General features: G+C 66.1%; 14 protein-coding genes. 5 read left to right on the forward strand and 9 right to left on the reverse strand.

The window, feature by feature from the left end; genetic code table 11:
• Window positions 1-83 precede the first annotated feature (83 nt).
• Complete coding sequence (locus tag NO366_RS10670) at window positions 84-731, forward strand: helix-turn-helix domain-containing protein (protein WP_256530777.1); 648 nt, start codon at window positions 84-86, stop codon at window positions 729-731.
• A gap of 59 nt (window positions 732-790) precedes the next feature.
• Here NO366_RS10670 and NO366_RS10675 read toward each other — a convergent pair whose 3' ends face one another.
• The 5 genes from NO366_RS10675 to NO366_RS10695 all read right to left on the reverse strand — a co-directional run bounded on the left by NO366_RS10675 (window position 791) and on the right by NO366_RS10695 (window position 4,312).
• A complete protein-coding gene (locus NO366_RS10675) occupies window positions 791-1,426 on the reverse strand; it encodes an HAD family hydrolase (protein ID WP_256530778.1) in 636 nt (211 codons plus the stop codon).
• 204 nt (window positions 1,427-1,630) lie between these two features.
• The gene (locus NO366_RS10680; RefSeq protein WP_256530779.1) at window positions 1,631-1,876 is read right to left on the reverse strand and encodes a hypothetical protein; all 246 of its coding nucleotides are present in this window, start codon (window positions 1,874-1,876) and stop codon (window positions 1,631-1,633) included.
• A gap of 120 nt (window positions 1,877-1,996) precedes the next feature.
• Window positions 1,997-2,308: a 4a-hydroxytetrahydrobiopterin dehydratase gene (locus tag NO366_RS10685; protein ID WP_256530780.1), complete on the reverse strand. Its 312-nt coding sequence runs from the start codon at window positions 2,306-2,308 to the stop codon at window positions 1,997-1,999.
• 59 nt (window positions 2,309-2,367) lie between these two features.
• Window positions 2,368-3,669, reverse strand: coding sequence for a glutamyl-tRNA reductase (gene hemA, locus NO366_RS10690; protein WP_256530781.1), 1,302 nt, complete (start codon window positions 3,667-3,669; stop codon window positions 2,368-2,370).
• Between the two features lie 232 nt (window positions 3,670-3,901).
• Entirely contained in the window at window positions 3,902-4,312 is a 411-nt protein-coding gene (locus NO366_RS10695; protein WP_256530782.1) for a DUF5778 family protein, read from the reverse strand.
• Window positions 4,313-4,543: 231 nt separating this feature from the next.
• Between NO366_RS10695 and uppS the strand changes: the two genes are divergently transcribed.
• Window positions 4,544-5,482: a polyprenyl diphosphate synthase gene (gene uppS / locus NO366_RS10700; protein WP_256530783.1), complete on the forward strand. Its 939-nt coding sequence runs from the start codon at window positions 4,544-4,546 to the stop codon at window positions 5,480-5,482.
• 130 nt (window positions 5,483-5,612) lie between these two features.
• A complete protein-coding gene (locus NO366_RS10705) occupies window positions 5,613-5,816 on the forward strand; it encodes a hypothetical protein (RefSeq protein WP_256530784.1) in 204 nt (67 codons plus the stop codon).
• Window positions 5,817-5,862: 46 nt separating this feature from the next.
• Here NO366_RS10705 and NO366_RS10710 read toward each other — a convergent pair whose 3' ends face one another.
• Complete coding sequence (locus NO366_RS10710) at window positions 5,863-6,468, reverse strand: undecaprenyl diphosphate synthase family protein (protein WP_256530785.1); 606 nt, start codon at window positions 6,466-6,468, stop codon at window positions 5,863-5,865.
• Between the two features lie 125 nt (window positions 6,469-6,593).
• Here NO366_RS10710 and NO366_RS10715 point away from each other — a divergent pair, with 125 nt between their 5' ends.
• A complete protein-coding gene (locus NO366_RS10715; protein WP_256530786.1) occupies window positions 6,594-7,919 on the forward strand; it encodes a DUF92 domain-containing protein in 1,326 nt (441 codons plus the stop codon).
• 240 nt (window positions 7,920-8,159) lie between these two features.
• Here the strand turns inward: NO366_RS10715 and dnaG are convergent, their stop codons facing one another.
• Together dnaG and NO366_RS10725 are read right to left on the reverse strand one after the other, a co-directional pair.
• Entirely contained in the window at window positions 8,160-9,734 is a 1,575-nt protein-coding gene (gene dnaG / locus NO366_RS10720) for a DNA primase DnaG (RefSeq protein ID WP_256530787.1), read from the reverse strand.
• A 117-nt stretch (window positions 9,735-9,851) separates the two neighbouring features.
• Entirely contained in the window at window positions 9,852-10,631 is a 780-nt protein-coding gene (locus tag NO366_RS10725; RefSeq protein ID WP_256530788.1) for an ArsR/SmtB family transcription factor, read from the reverse strand.
• 506 nt (window positions 10,632-11,137) lie between these two features.
• Between NO366_RS10725 and NO366_RS10730 the strand changes: the two genes are divergently transcribed.
• Window positions 11,138-12,055, forward strand: a complete 918-nt coding sequence (locus NO366_RS10730) for an HFX_2341 family transcriptional regulator (protein WP_256530789.1) — start codon at window positions 11,138-11,140, stop codon at window positions 12,053-12,055.
• Between the two features lie 121 nt (window positions 12,056-12,176).
• On the opposite strand, the gene NO366_RS10735 is transcribed toward NO366_RS10730, so the two are convergent.
• Complete coding sequence (locus tag NO366_RS10735; protein ID WP_256530790.1) at window positions 12,177-14,825, reverse strand: efflux RND transporter permease subunit; 2,649 nt, start codon at window positions 14,823-14,825, stop codon at window positions 12,177-12,179.
• Between the last annotated feature and the right edge of the window lie 25 nt (window positions 14,826-14,850).

Here is a 14,850-nt window from a genome sequence, read left to right on the forward strand (position 1 = left end):
ATTCGGAGTGACTGTCACCCTATTTCGACGGTCAGGGAAGCTGAGTATGGCGTTTTTAGGCACGAACGATGTACGTGCTTGCAATGTCGACGCTCGCAGAGTTTCGGATCCCGGCCGACGACCTGGTACTCGCGGACTCGTTCGATCGCCACGGCGACCTCGTGGTACAGCTGGAGTCGTCTATCTCTCGAACCGTCCCGTCACTGTGGATCGCCGGGGCGGAGTCGTCGGTCGTCACCGAGACGCTCGCGACCGACTCGTCGGTCGCCGACGCGAACCTCCTGATCGAGACGCCAGACAGGCTGCTGTACGACGTCGAACCGTCGCAGGGGACGCGACGGCGGTTCGATAGGCTCTTAGAGGCAGACGCGACGGTTCTCGACGCGACCGGACGCTCGGGCTGGTGGCAACTCGAGATGCGTTTTCCCGACCGGAACGCGCTCGCGGACACGCACGACCGGCTCGACGAGGCGGGCGCGGCCATCGAGATCGTCCGCGTCTCCCAGCTCGGCGGCAATCCGACGGCGCACCCCCGGCTGACGCCCGAGCAACGCGAGGCCCTCGTGGCCGCGTTCGAGCACGGCTACTTCGAAATTCCGAGGCGCACGTCGATGGAAGAGCTAGCTGCGGAGCTTGGAATCTCTCACCAGGCGCTCTCCGAGCGACTTCGCCGCGCGTACGAGACGCTGGTCGACGCCGAACTGCAACCCGCAGGCGAACACGCGCCCTGACTCTCGCCCGGACGCGTTCACCGACCGGTACACGCCCTGTCGCCCACGAAGACACTATTTTACGGGAGATCGAGTTCGTCGAACGAGTCCACGCGATAGTCGCCACGGACGCAGTGCCCGCGCTGGTGGGGACCGTGTCGGTCGACGTGGATGGCGTCCAGTCCGGCGTTCCACGCCGCACCGACGTCGCACGCGCCGTCGCCCGCGAGTACGCCGGTGCCTTCGGTCGTCTCGACGTCGAGGTCGGTTATCACCCCTTCGACCGGCTCCGGATCGGGTTTCCACCCCGTCTCGTCGGTACAGCAGCAGACTGCGTCGAACCAGTCACGAATGTCGAGGTGGTCGAGGATGGGCTCGGTCAGGAACGACTGGCAGTGTGTGACGAGACCGACGGGCTCGTCGAGGCCGGCGACGAACGCCGCGTCGTCGTAGAGGTAGGTCGACTCGGCTCTGGTCTGTGGGTCTTCCACGTCGTGAAACGTCGTCCAGAACCGTTCCGGGTCGACGTTCCACGCGTCGAGCTGGCGATTTCGCGAGCCAGTCAGGCCGTGCCAGAGCGTCTCGGCCTCCGCGTCCGTAAAGGGGCGGTCCAGTCGGTCCCCGACCGTGTCGAAGACGTCGCGGACGTAGTCCCACTCCACGTCGACGAGCGTCCCGTCGAGATCGAGTAGCCAGTACTCGTATGGCTCGCTCATCCGGCCGTTACGTAGGGAACGCGCCACTATGGGCGTTGCGGTCGACCGTCCACGGGGGTCGGTGTCGGTACACGGCCATTCGGCCGCGGTGCTGCTGCGGGACGCTATTCGGCCGCCGCGCTACAGCGGAACGTCATTCGGCCCCGTGCTGCAACGGGAGGTATCTCGACCGCGAAGTGTTCGTCAGACTCGTCAGTAGGTTCGTCACGATCGTGATCGGTCACCGTCGTCGGTCAGTACGATTTCGAGTCGACCCGCGTCGAGGAGCCGGTCGATCTGTCTGGTGGTGAATCGGGCGTCGCAGTTCTCGCCGACGAACGTCACGAACGTCCCGTCGGTTTCGGTGATCGTGGCCCGGTCGCACCCGTGGCGATGGTGGTAGATCACGGTCGTTCCGGGCAGGAGGGCAGCAGCGGTCATCCGTCGAGGTTCCGGCGTCGCTTCCGGCATACCCTGACCGGATTACTCACGGTCCGAAGCCGTTCGCCTGTTCAGGTTCAGTCGTTTTCCGGGGGTCGTAGAATGCGCCGTCGCTCGACGGGACGGACGCGACAGGTCGTGTCTGTCGGATTAGAGGTCGACGTCGTCCAGGGAGTCTGCCGTCGCCGTCTTCTCGGATTCGATGAACTCCGCCATCTCGATGTCGGCATCCGTGATGCCGCCTTCGTCGTGGGTGGTCAGTCGAATCTCGACCTCCTTGAACCGGATGACCATCTCGGGATGGTGGTACTGCGCCTCGGCGATCTCGCCGACCATTTGCGCGAAGTTGACGCCGTGGAGGTAGTCGGTAAACTCGTAGACGCGGACGATCTCGTCACCCTCTCGTTCCCAGCTACCCGGCAACTGTTCTGCGATTTCGTCGTCGGAGAGTCGGTCGGCCATGGGGTTCCCGAGGGAGGCCACAGAAATAATTATTCGGGTGTCCGCGCGCCGGCCCGGTCTCAGTCGTCTTCGACGGTTCCGTACGAGGCCGCCGTCCCGTCACGGGCGGGCGCGTCGGTCTCGGTGTCGGCGGGATCGAACAGCCTGAGTGCCGTGTCGATCGTCTCCCAGTCGTCCGCGACCGCGGCGTCGCGCAGGCTCTTCGTGGGTGCGGCGAGCAGTTGATTGACGAGCGCGTCTGCCATCGACTCGACGATCTCTCGCTGGTCTTCGGTGACCTCGTCGCGGTCGTCGAGGCGGCTCAGCGCCGTCTTCACCTCGCGTTCTTTGATTCGGGCGGCACTCTCGTACATGGCGGCGATGGCCTGGTCGGCCCGCTGGCGTTTCAGTTGCGTCCGGAGGTTTTCGAGCTCCCGGTCGACCAGCGACGCGACCTCGTTCGCGGCTGACCGGCGCTGTTTCCGGGTTCGGTTCGTAACGGATTCGAGGTCGTCGAGGTCGTATACGGTCGTGTTCGGTGTCTCACCCGCGGCCGGGTCGACGTCGCGAGGCTGCCCCAGATCGACGATAACCTGTTCGCCGTTGCCGAGATCGTCCGCGGCGAGGATCGGTTCGGTGCTGGCGGTGGCCGTCACGATCACGTCCGCCTCTATCGCGTCCGCGGTCAGGGCCGACAGGGCAACGGAATCGCCCGGTTTCTCGATCGTCTCGCGGACGGACTCGGCCCGCTCGATCGTCCGGTTGGCGATCGAAATGCGCCCGACGTCGGTCGATTCGAGGGCTCTCGCCGCGAGCCGTCCCATCTCGCCCGCGCCGACGACGAGCGCGTCCGCGTCGTCTAGGTCGATCCTCTCTGCGGCGAGCGTGACGGCCGCCGAGCCGAGCGAGACGATCCCCTCGTTGATCGTCGTCTCGGTTCTCGCGCGTTCGCCGACGTGTATCGCCTTGGTCACGGCCGGGTCGAGCAAGTCTCCGATGCCACCGGCGGTTCGAGCGTCCTGGTAGGCCGTCTTGACCTGTCCGAGGATCTGGTCCTCGCCGATGACGACCGATTCGAGCCCGCTGGCCACCCGGAGCAGGTGCGAGAGGCTGTCCTCGTGGTTCGCCGTCTCGACGACGTCGTCGGGCGCGTCGTCGAAGAACGCCGCGAGCGCCTCCCAGCCGGCCCGGGCATCTCCCGTGACGACGTACGCTTCGACGCGATTGCACGTCGACAGGACGAACGCCTCACGACACCCCGGCGCGGCGCGCAACTGGGCGACTGCATCGGACTGGCTCTCCGGGGTCGCGAGCGCCAGTTCGTCGACGGCGGCCGTGGCGTGGGTGACCCGCGCACTCGTGATACCGCCTTGCAACGTCACGACGGATCACCGGCGCCGCCGAGTTCGTCGAATCCGTCCTCGATCACGTCTCTTTGCTTGCCTTCGCCGATACGTAAAGCTGTCCAAACCGGCGGCGCGCTTCGCCCATTTTCGGATGGACGGCGACGCCTCGCAGACAGTCCCCGTCGGACGGGCAGTCGGTGTTCGTCGAGCCGAAGGCCGGTAGCCGCCGCGTCCCGGCCGTTTCGCCGTCTCGAATCAGTTCGATCGGTCACGCGTCCGATCCGTAGACGCTCGACACCTCGAACCCGAGGTCGCGAACGCCCGCCTCGATCGCGTCCTGGTCAGCGCTCGCCTCGTAGTAGAACACGAGGTCGAAACTCCCCTGTCTGAGCAACTGCTGGCACTCCCAGACGAACTCCTCGCCGTCGATAGTCAGTCCCTGGTGCTGGTTCGAGGCGAAGTCGGTGTCGTCGTTCCCGGAGTAGATGTAGCAGTCGGCGGGGTCGAAGCCGGCCGCCTCGGCGATGACGTCGCCGGCGTCTATCGTTGCCTGCATCATCTGTACGTCTTCCTGTCCGTCGAACTCGGTGTGGACGATCGCGCCGTTCAACTCGATCTCGCCTGGTTCGAGCAAGGCCTTCGTCCGCCGATAGAGATCCTCGTCGATGACTCCGTCCATGGTGATCGAATTCGGCGTCCTCACGGATAGCGGTCACGATTCGGCCGTCACCGACGGCCGCGCGAACGGATCTCCGTCCGTCGACGCGACGGTGATCCCCGTCTGTCGACGCGACGGTGATCGCTTCCGTCGACGCGACAGTGACCGGCTTTCGTTGTCACGACGGGGATCGCCTCGATGCCGTTCGGTCACTCGAAAGGCACATGAGGATCGCCGTCGTCGTGCTCCGTAATGCGCGGCTGGTTCCGTCGACGATTCGGTGCGAGTTACGAGCGACTGCTCAGCAGGGAAGTCGCGGACGCAGACCGTGCGCCCGAGCACGTCGCCGTCATCCAGGACGGGAACCGACGCTACGCACGACGGCAGGGCGAATCGCCGACGACCGGTCACAGGGAGGGAGCGAAGACCACCGAACGTGTCCTCGAGTGGTGCCAGGACGTGGGTGTCCGGGAACTCACCCTCTATACGTTCTCGACGGAGAACTTCGACAGACCGCCCGAGCAGCGCGAATCGCTGTTCGACCTCATCTGCGAGAAGCTCTACGAGTTCGCCGACGCCGATCGCGTTCACGACGAGGAGGTCTGCATCCGAGCGATCGGGGACGTCGCACGCCTCCCAGAGCGCGTTCAGGAGGCCGTCTCGTACGCGGAATCCCGCACAGATGGGTACGACGCGTTCGTCCTCAACATCGCGCTGGCCTACGGCGGTCGGAACGAGCTGCTGGCGGCCGCACGAAGTGTCGCCCGCGAGGTCGAGCGCAGCGAGCTGCGACCCGACGACATCGACGTTAGCACGATCGATTCACGCCTGTACGGGCGACCCGTTCGCGACGTCGATCTCATCATCCGGACCGGTGGAGACGAACGAACCTCCAACTTCCTCCCGTGGCACGCGAACGGCAACGAGGCCGCCGTCTACTTCTGTACGCCGTACTGGCCCGCCTTCTCGCGGACCGACTTTCTGCGCGCCGTTCGGACCTACGAACACCGCGAACGCTCCTGGCGGCGAACACGTGCGCGCAGAGCGCTCGCCCTCCTGCGAGCGATGGGGGAAACCGAACTCGCCGACGCGAGGGCCGTACTCGGTCGGTTTCGCGACTCGTTGCCCTCGACCGAGCGGGAGGCCATCGACGATCTGGAGGTCGACTCCCAGGAAACCTCTCTCGACTGAAGGGGGAAATTCCCGGTCAAACACACACTCTCTCGACCGAGTCAGGCCGACTACCGGTGCGTTCGACCGATATCGGGAGGTGGCCGGTACGTACCGAGGGGTTTACGACGGTCAGATGGGAAGCGTGTGCATGGATCGCCACCGCACGCTCGGTCTCTCGCTGGCCGTCGGTGGGTTCGTTCTGTTCGCCTCGCTGGTCATCGCTGGATCGATCAGAACACCGATTGCCGCCGTCTCGGGGACGTCTCCGCTCGAGTACGCGGCGATCGGAACGTCGTTCGCACTGGTGATGATCGGGATCGTTCTGGTCATGAGCTCGGGCCTGCCCGAGTGAGTTCTGCCACCGGCCGAGTGTGTTCTGGGACGATTCGAGCGCCCGCTCACCGCCCGAACCGGCGGGATCGGTTGCAGAACTCGAGGAGCGCTCTGAGGAAGTCTCGTTTACGGAAGTCGCGCCAGTTGACGTCGGTGAAGTACAGCTCGGAGTAGACCGACTGCCAGATCATGAAGTCGGAGAGGCGTTCGGCACCCGTCTTGATGACGAGGTCTGGTTCGCTGGGGAAGACGAGGTGATCTTCGACGCGGTCGTCGTCGATCTCGTCTGCGGCGAGCTCGCCGTCGTCGACAGCAGTCGCGAGCGTCTTCACGGCGCTCGTGAACTCGTGCTTTCCGCCGAGTCCGATACCGATCTGGACTGGCGCGTCCGCCGGCTGTCGGTCGTCTGGCCCCCGAACGGCCACGTCGACTGGCGTGTCAAGGTGCCGCAGTTCCCGACGGAGCGTCGGGATCGCGTCCTCGTCGAGGACGCTCACGTAGACGGTGACGCGTTCCGCCGAGTCGAGCGCCCACTCGACGAACGTCGCGAGCGTGTCGTAGGCACCCTGTTCCAGCAGGTCGCGTTCGGTGATGATGAGCGCGACGTGGTCCGGCCCGTCACACTCGTGTCGCCCGAGGCGCGTTTTCAGGTACCACTCGTAGAGGCCCACGAGTAGACGAACGGAGCGGCCCGGCCTTACAATTACGGTTTCGCCGCTTCGATACGTGGGGACAGACCGTGGGCGAGCACCGGTCAAGAACCGTTAAGTAACCCCCACAGAAAGGGTCGGCTATCGTGACATCGACCGTCCGACGGGCGGGCGTCCTGGCTGCGCTCTGTACCCTTTCGCTCTCGGTTCCGGTAGCTGGGATCCGCGTCGCCGTGGCGATCGCAGCGGCGGTGGCGGTCGTCGGATTCGTCGTCCGCGGTGGGTGGCTGTTCGACGTCCTCGCTTTGGCCCCCGATCGGGACGACGGTCGACTCAACTCGCTCCTGCTCTTCGTACTCGCCGTCCTGATTCTCGGCGCGCTGGTCGGTGGGACGTCGCTCACGTGGTCACTCGTGATCGGTGTCGTACTCCTCCTCGGATACGGGGAGTTCGCCGCCGCACTGGTCGGTCGCTACACGACCGACCGAGCGATTGCGGCGGCTGCCTTCTGCGCCGTCGGTGGCCTCGCAGCGAGCGTCGGGCAGTTGGTCACGCGAGCGTTGCTCGACGGATCGATCACCGGGTTCGTACCGATAGCGATCTTTCTGTCGGCCAGCGGCGCCCTCGCGGCGGCGATCCTTCGCGACAGGCTCCCGCGATACGACGATCCGATCGTCGTCGTCCTGACTGGCGGGTTGTTGTGGCTCCTCTGGCGGCTCGATCCGTCGATCGCGTCGGCCCAACTCGTCCTGGCGCTCGTCGTGATGATCGCACTCGGATACGCCTCCTACGCACTCGAAACCGCGTCCGTCGCTGGGATGCTCGCGGGTGTTCTCCTCGGCCTGTTGACCATCGTCCTCGGTGGCTGGAGCTGGTTCGTCGTCCTCATCTCGTTCTTCGTCATCGGTGGTCTCTCGACGAAGTATCGGTACGAAGACAAACGCGTCCGCGGCGTGGCCGAAGGGAACGACGGTGCTCGCGGCAGTGCGAACGTATTCAGTAACTCGGCTATCGCACTCGTCGCCGTCCTCGGCTACGCGGCAGGCGACGCGTCACTCCTCGCTACCGACCCGCTCTACTTCCAGTACGCCTTCGCCGGCGCTGTCGCGACGGCTCTCGGCGACACGCTGTCGTCCGAAATCGGTGGCGTGTACCCCTCGCCGCGCCTGATTACCACGCTCGAGCCGGTCCCACCGGGAACGGACGGCGCGGTCACCTGGCAGGGACTGCTCGCCGGCCTGGTCGGAATTACGATCGTCGCCACGAGTACGTATGCGCTCTTCTCGACCGTGACGGTGGTGGGTGCTGGTATCGTCGTTCTGGCCGGCTTGGCTGGCATCCTCGTCGACAGTGCCCTCGGTGCGACCCTCGAGGGATCGACGCTCGACAACGGGGGCGTCAACTTCTGTGCGACGCTCGCCGGCGCGCTCGTCGCCGCCATCGTACTCGCTCCCGCCGGCGTCGTTCCATGAGCCGGTGGACCCGATACTGTTCGTCCCCCGGGCGGATCACGTTGCCCGCCGACACAATCGGCGTGCACCGACCGCTGTTCGGCACGCAGTATCCGATCGGCGTGCACGACCCGTGGTCTGTTGACGCCGTCACGAAATCGCGTCCTACCCGGCCGTTCCCCTGCGAGCACCCGATCGCCGTTCGAGGGATAGAGAGGACTCTAGACGTCGTATCCGGTCGATGCCGACGTCGGGGGTCGACTACGCTTCGCGTTCGTCTCCGGGTGGGTCCCGGGCGACGGACTCGGCGTCGTGGACCCGGACCGAGACGGGCCGTTTGACGAACTGGCCGAGCGTCCTCGCGACGATCGTCGACACGCCGCGGGACGCGGCGACATCGAGCAGGTCCTGACTGAGGATGTCGTCCAGCACGATCGCGGACGGAACACGCTCGGTAGCCTCCAGTCTCGATTTCGCCTCGTTCGCGGGGTGATCGTCCAGGATCGACCGGTCCTCGTCGAGGAACCGGGCCGTCCCGATGGTCCCGTCGATCACCTCGTCGACGTGGTCGTAGAGCGTCGACGACGGGGTGTCTGCTGCCGCTCCGTCCGCGGTGGACGACGCTCCGCTCGCATCGAGTGACGGCCCGTCTGCACCGGCCGGATCGTCGATCGACGCGGCTCCGTTCACGTCCGCCGATTGCCCACCGGTCGCCGAACGGGAGTCACGCCGATCGGTCGTTTCGGTGGCAGAGGCGTCGACAGTCCCGGTCGATCCGTCGTCAGCCGATACTCCGTCGGACGAAGCGGACGCGTCTCTCGTGGCTGGGCTCGGCGATGGGGCGTCTTCGCCCGCGGCACCCTCGGTATCACGAGGGACCGCGTCCGAACGGGGACCGTCGGATGACGCGTCCCGGTCGATAGTCGCTGTGCCACCATCCGTGCTAGAGGCGGGTCGCGCCGGGTACTCGTCGGCGGCGGAATCGGCGACTCCAGTGTCGGCCACCGGTTTGTCGTCGGCTGCGTGCGTCCCGGAACGGCCAGGTCCGATCGGCTCTTTCTCCTTCAGAGCGGTGAACACCTCGTGGTGGTCGAGGTCCTCGACTGACGACCCCGTCGGCGGTCGGGCGACGTAATCGACGTCGCCGACCTGCCGGAGTTCTTCGAGGATCAACTCGCCGCCGCGATCCGCGTCGAGAAACGCAGTGACCGTTCGATTCCGGGTGAGCGAGGCGACGTCCTCTGGGACGTTCGTTCCTTCGACGCCGATCGCGTTCTTGATCCCGTACCGAAGGAGGGTGAGGACGTCCGATCGGCCCTCGACGACGATTATGGCGTCGCTGTCGACCACGTTGGGACCAGCCGGGAGTTCCTCGTACTCGGTGATGTCGGCGACGCGAACGTGCTCTCGTACGGCCGAGAGGATCTCGGCGGAGGACATGACGCTATCGTCGAACCCTGACCGGAGTAGCTCCGTCGCCCGGTCGACGACGGCCCGACGTTTCGCCGCCCGGACGTCCTCGATCTCGTCGATCGAGAACGTCGCGTGACAGGGGCCGACGCGATCGATCGTTTCGAGTGCCGCCGCCAGCGTCGCGGTCTCTACCTTGTCGAGACTCGTCGCGATCGTGATCTCGCCGCGCGATTCGCCGCCGTGACTCGCGACGGAGACGTCGATGCGACCGAGCTTTCCCGTCCGTCGCAGTTCGGGGAGGTCGAGTTCGTCTCCCAGGAGCCCTTCCGTCTGGCCGAAGATCGCGCCGACGACGTCGCTCCGCTCGACGACCCCGTCTGCGGTCACGAACGCGTGGATCAGGTACTTCTCGGTGTCATCCATAGGCGGGCTCCGGAACAGGCTGTCCGTTGCCAACGGTACGGCGAGCAGCGCCTAATACCTGTTGACTGATGCGTTCGTCGTCGTTCGACCGAGGCGGAGGCGGCGGTCGATCACCGACTATCGAGCGGGTCGGGACCCGTTGTACGTCTCAACGTACCAGACGGCGACCAGCGCCGTGAGCACCACGACGCCGCCGAGGAAGAACAGTAGTCCGGGCGAATCGAGCGCCGCGAAGGCCTCTATGGTCGAGACGAAGAAGTCGACGCCCGTATCCAGGAGGCCGTCGGACTCGCTCGCTCCGCCGCCGTCAGCCACCACCTGATCGCTTCCGTCGCCGGCGTCGAGGCTCCCCTCGTTCGACGCGATGGTCATGTCGTCTCCGATCTCCGCGTCCGAGCCACCGGCGCCACCGTCACCTGCGGAGTACTCGCCCACTCCGTCGGCTCCGGACTCCTCGCCACCGAACCGCAGGGCGGCCGCCTGGAGGGCGAAACTCGCCGCCGCGAGGACGCCGATGCCGCCGACGTACCGCGATACGGCCCGTTTCAACTGGGCGGCCCGTGACTCGTCGCTCGTGACGATGAGCGGTCCGTTCGCCGTCGCGTAGACGCTCATCTCGTTGCCGCGCGAGGAGTACCAGGTGTCGACCACCTCGACCAGGCCGGCGTCTTCGAGTTTGTCCAGGTGATATCGGACGTTCTGGATGGACGAGTCGATCGCTTCGGCGACGTCGCTCGGCGTTCCGGGGTCGGCGTCGAGGGTAGCGTAGATCCGTCGTGCGGTCGTCGACGAGAGCGCGCTGAAGACGTCGTCGGCGTCTTCGTCGTCCAGATCGACGACCCGGGGTGTACCGTCGGTCGTCGGTGCGTCGGAACGCAGCGGGAACAGCCGGGCCATGAGTTACGCGACCGTTCGATGCCCGCCCCCTATACCCTTTCCCTACCTGAAATACCGATTTTACCTACTGTAATCGGCTATTTGAACCGCTGATGGGCGAGATTACGTACTGACGTCGCTGGACACTCTCGGCGGTGGTGTCCCCGTGGGATAGCACCGATAGAACGCACGTTCGTATAATATGTACAACTAAAATCGGAACTTTGCCGGCTACTCTATCCGGGACTCGGTCACTCCGCTCGGAGTCGCGATCGTCCTCACGATCCGGTCCACCCGGGGTCGATCGACGAACCGAGGACCAGTCACCGGAACGATCTACCGACCAGTGTGTATCGATCAGTACCCGATCGTGAGTGATCAGTTCCCGACCGTGGGTGAGCAGTCCTCGATCGTGAGTGATCAGTCCCCGACCGTGAGTGCTCAGTTGCTGCCCGCAGTGGGTGATCGGGCGCGGACCACCGGTTTGTCTCGCCGGGTTTGAGTACCCCGTCCCCGAACGGACGGGTATGCAAACGCACGTCGTCCCGGTCGGCTTCGACTACGATCGGTTGATCGCCCCGCTGGTCCGCGATCAACGAGTCGTCGATCGCGCGATCCTCCTCGAAGGCGCCGTCGGAAGCGAGGCGAACGTCGAGTACTCACGGAACCTCGCTCGCAAACTCGAGACGGACTTCGAGAACCTCCTCGGGGCCGAGACGGACCGATTCGTGCTGGAAGACGTCTACGACTACGACGGGGCGTTCGAGCAGGCGTACGATCTCATCACGGCCGAACTCGACGCCGGCAACGAGGTCTGGGTGAACGTCGCGGCCATGCCCCGAACGGTGAGCTTCGCGTTCGCGAACGCTGCCCACTCGCTCATCGTCGAACGGGAGGACCAGCGCGACCGGATCCACGCGTACTACACCGCGCCCGAGAAGTACCTGGAGACGGAGCTTGCGGAGGAGTTGCGCGCCCAGCGCGCGTTGCTCGAGACCCTGCGCGAGGAGGGTGCCTCGAGCGCGACCGCACTCGACCAGAATCGGATCACCGAGCGGTTAGAGAGCGCTCGCGACCTCCTCACGGAGTTCGACGAGCGCGGCACCACGATCGGTGCGAAGGAGATCGACGGCAGTCACGTCGTCGAACTGCCTGTCGCCACCTTCACGAACGTCAAACCCTTCGAGGAACTCATCCTCTTCAAACTTGGCGAGGACGGCGAGTTCGAGTCCGTCTCCGAACTCGCCGGCGCGCTCGCCCGAGAGCTGAACGAGGAGTACACCGACAGTTTCCGATCGAAAGTCATCTACACCGTCGATCGCCTCGGTCCCGGCGGAAAAGGTCTCATCGAACGGGAGAAACGGGGTAACTCCCACCGAACGCGGCTCTCGCCGATCGGCGAACTCTGGGTCAGAACCCACGCCGATCGGGACTTGGAGTCGTGAGGCCGTCGGACGATCACGTCTGACCATGGAACGCTGCTCCGTCGCTCTCTCACGTCCGACGCTCGAAGGCTGCCTCGTCGCTCTCTCACGGCCGACACTCGATCGCTGCCTCGTCGCTCGCTCACGCCCGATCGAGTCGAACCATGGTTCGCTCCCGGATCACCAGCAGGCTCGGCAACACCAGCAGACACGAGACGAACGCGAACCCGATCGCCAGCCCGGTGACGATCCCGAACCGACGAAGCGGCGGTGCCAGCGCGAGCGCGAGCACGGCGAACCCGGCCGCCGTGGTCATCGCACTCCCCAGCAACGCCCCGCCCGTTCCGGTGACCGTCGAGCGAAGTGCTGCGTCGACGTCGTCTGACTTCGTCCCGTCGGTCGCTTCGGTCCCCTCTCGGTGATCCGAGACGCCGTCGGCGTCTCGCCGCTCGCTCACGAACCGTTCACCGAGGTGGATGCTGTAGTCGACGCCGAGGCCGATGGCGAGGCTCGTGATGACCGCCGTCTCGCTGTTGAACGGCAGGTCGAGGGCTGCCATCACCCCGAGGAGTAACGCGAGCGCGACGACGACGGGCGCCATCGTGATCGGGCCGAGCGAGGGTGCGCCGTGGCGGATCCAGTAGAGGACGGTGAGGAAGACGAGTATGACGACTAGCGTGATCGCCAACGCCTGGACCAACGTCTCGAGGAGTGCGTCCTGGACGACGGCCGTCTGGATGGGGCCGCCGGTCGGCGTCGCGCGGACATCCGCCTCGGACTCGATGGCGGTGGCGAGGGTGTCGACGTCGTCGGCGACGTCCTGTGCGCTCGCATCCCCGCGCACGCTCACGAGCAGGCGGATGGATTCGTACGTCCCGTCGTCCCGTTCGATCACCGTCTCCGCCCGGTCGGCGTCCGCCTCGTAGAGCGCGTCGTACAGGCCCGCGACGTCCCGGTCCGGAACGCCGTCGCCGTCGGTATCGCGCTCGTCGAGCGCCTGGCGGACGTCCTCGTCGGTCGCGGCGAGTTCCCGGGCGACCGAGAGTGGTGTCTCCGCGGCGACGTCCCCGTCGGGGGTTCGGTCTATCGTCTCGAACGTCGCGTCGCTCGTACGGGCCGATTCGATCGCAGCCAGGACTGACGGGTCGGGTATCGAGCCGCCCCCGTCTCCCTCTGGTCGTATCAGTATTTCCGCCTCCGATCCCTCGCCACCGGCCCTGAAGCGCTCGTTCAGGTAGGCGACGTCGTCGGTGATCGTGTACGTTCCAGCCGCCAACGGGCCGGGGAGCGATTTCGCCCACCCGGGCGCGTCGCGCGGGAGGAAGTCGGTCTCGTTGAACTCCGTGTCGATCGTCGTCGCGCCGTAGACACCCGCCGAGGCGAGTACCAGGGTGACGATCACGACGGCGATCGGTGCGCGCCGGGCGAGCGTCACGCCGATCGACAGCGCCCGGTTGACCGGACCTGGCGTCGACCCGAACGCCGGTTTCGCCCGGTCGCGATCGAATCGACCTTCGAGAACGCCGTCGACGAGGACTTTCAACGCCGGGACGAAGACGCCGAAGGCGACCAGCGTCGCGAAGATGCCGCCGCCGGAGAGGATCGCGAAGTCGCGAACCGCGGCCAGCGGACTGACGACGTTCGAGAGGAAGCCGACGCCGGTCGAGAACGTGGCCGCCGCGAGCGCGAGGATCACGCCGCCGAGACCGAGCGCCATCCCGCCCCGAACGCCGACCCCGTCGGACTCCACGCCGTCCAGAACGCCGGTTCTCGCCTCCCGATACCGCATGATGACGTGCAGTGAGTAGTCGATCGACAGGCCGATCAACAGGAAGGGAACCGCGATCAGGAGCTGGCTCGACGGGATCCGGAGCCAACCCATGAGCCCCGCCAGCCAGGCCATCACGAGGGCGATACCGGCGATCGAGAGGAGGACGTCGACGACGTCCCGGTAGGTGATCGCGAGCGCACCCAGCACGAGGACGAGCGCGACCGGCGTGATGATCGCGAAGCTGTCCCCGACGGCGTTCGTCGAGGCCTCGTCGGTGATCCCCTGACCGAAGACGAAGCCGTCGTCGAAACGGTCGTCGAACAGCGATTCGAGTTCAACCTGCGCCTCGTACGCCGCCTGTGGCTCCTCGTCTTCTCCCGTCGGGCCCGTCTGGAACGCGAGGATCAGTCGCGACTCGGCGTCCGTACTCCCGGATTCGTAGTCGGTCGGTAGGAACGCAGCGGCGTCCGCGCCGGCGGGTCCGGAACCGCCCCCTGGGTGTGTCGTCTCGCCGGAGAGTACCTCGCCCACGAGCGACTCGACGTCTTCCGGTGAGCGCGCTTCGAGCGCCGCGATCTGCTCGTCTATGGTGGGTTGGCTGGTGTCGGGCTGGCCGTTCGTTTCGGCGGCACGATCCTCGAAGACGGCGGCGGTGGCGACGACGTTCTCGACGCCCTGGAACCCGGGATCTGCGAGTGTCGACTCGATCGACGCTCGATCTCGCGCGTCCGCTTGCAGCCGGAGTCCCTCCAGGAGCGATTCCTTCGTGAGCACGTCGCCGCCTTCGTCACGAACGACGAGCTGGGTGACGATGCGGTCGTCGCTCTCGTAGTTCGTGTCGACGTAGTCGCCGGCGCGGGTCTCGGGGGAGTCCACGTCGAATTCGCCGATACCGGCACTTCCAGCGTCGCCCACTGCGGCGCCCGCGGCGACGACGGCCGTGAGTACGACGATCCCGATCACCACGGCCCGGCTGTGGGCGGCGATCCACGTGGCGTACCGTTCGGCGAGGTCGGCCATCCTACCGCCACCTCCGTTCGAACCT

It is taken from the genome of Halovivax cerinus (assembly GCF_024498195.1).
GTDB lineage: Archaea > Halobacteriota > Halobacteria > Halobacteriales > Natrialbaceae > Halovivax > Halovivax cerinus.